The following is a 964-nucleotide window of genomic DNA, read 5'->3' as shown; positions in this document are numbered from 1 at the left end:
CAACCAGGAAAATTTCCGACGACTTATCGCGGCTCGCTTTCGGCTTGATCTGTTTGACAATTTTAAATTCAGCGCGGAACTTTTCGACGACTTGGCTGAAACCCATGTCCTTGAAGCACTTTACTACCAGCGCTCCGCTCGGCTTCATGTGAAATTGCGAAAATTCAATCGCCAGGTCGATCAGGTGTTCCATGCGGGCCGAGTCTGCCGTCGGGATGCCCGACAGGTTGGGCGCCATGTCCGACAACACCAGGTCGCATTTGCGGCCGGCCAGGATGGTATCGAGCTGGCGTAAAATGCGCGCCTCGCGGAAGTCGCCGAGGATAAAATGCATGTCGGCAATCGGCTCCATCGGCAGCATGTCGAGGCCGATAATGGTGCCGTTGATGCCGCCGCCGTCGGCGCCCGCCAGCTTGCGGCGCACGTACTGCCCCCAGCTGCCCGGGGTGCAGCCAAGGTCGACGATGACCTGGCCGGATTTGATCAGCTTTTCGCTCTCGTCGATTTCCTTGAGCTTGTAGGCGGCGCGTGCACGATAACCCTCTTTCTGCGCCAACTTGACGTAGGGGTCGTTAATATGGTCGTGCAACCAGTTCTTGTTTAATTTTTTCTTTGCCATTCGCGTAGAATACTGCTTTTAAAGGATTAATTAAAATATTATGCTAAAACTTACACCCGTCGAGCGCAGCGCACTGCGCGCTGAAGCCCATGCGCTAAAGCCTGTCGTCATCATTGGCGAAGCGGGCCTGACGCCGTCGGTCATCAAGGAAATCTCCGCCAGCCTGGATTCGCACGGCCTGATCAAGGTGCGCGTGTTCGGTGACGATCGGGCGATGCGCACTGAAATTTACGAGAACATCTGTACTGAATTGCAGGCCCATCCGGTGCAGCATATCGGCAAGCTGCTGGTTATTTATCGGCCCAAGGTTGAAGTTGAGAAAGAGCGCAGCAGCAAGTCCGGCCC

Annotated in this window: 2 protein-coding genes; one reads left to right on the top strand and one right to left on the bottom strand. The window is 55.4% G+C overall.

Going from position 1 to position 964, the window contains the following annotated elements:
* A partial coding sequence (locus tag ACP7BV_RS27300; protein WP_426108045.1) for an RlmE family RNA methyltransferase occupies positions 1-619 on the bottom strand: 619 nt, incomplete at its 3' end.
* Positions 620-659: 40 nt separating this feature from the next.
* On the opposite strand from ACP7BV_RS27300, the gene yhbY reads away from it, so the two are divergent.
* A partial coding sequence (gene yhbY, locus ACP7BV_RS27295; RefSeq protein ID WP_426108043.1) for a ribosome assembly RNA-binding protein YhbY occupies positions 660-964 on the top strand: 305 nt, incomplete at its 3' end.

This window comes from Massilia sp. TSP1-1-2, from assembly GCF_049896185.1.
Taxonomy (GTDB): domain Bacteria; phylum Pseudomonadota; class Gammaproteobacteria; order Burkholderiales; family Burkholderiaceae_D; genus Telluria_A.
This window is presented reverse-complemented; position numbering and strand designations above follow the sequence as displayed.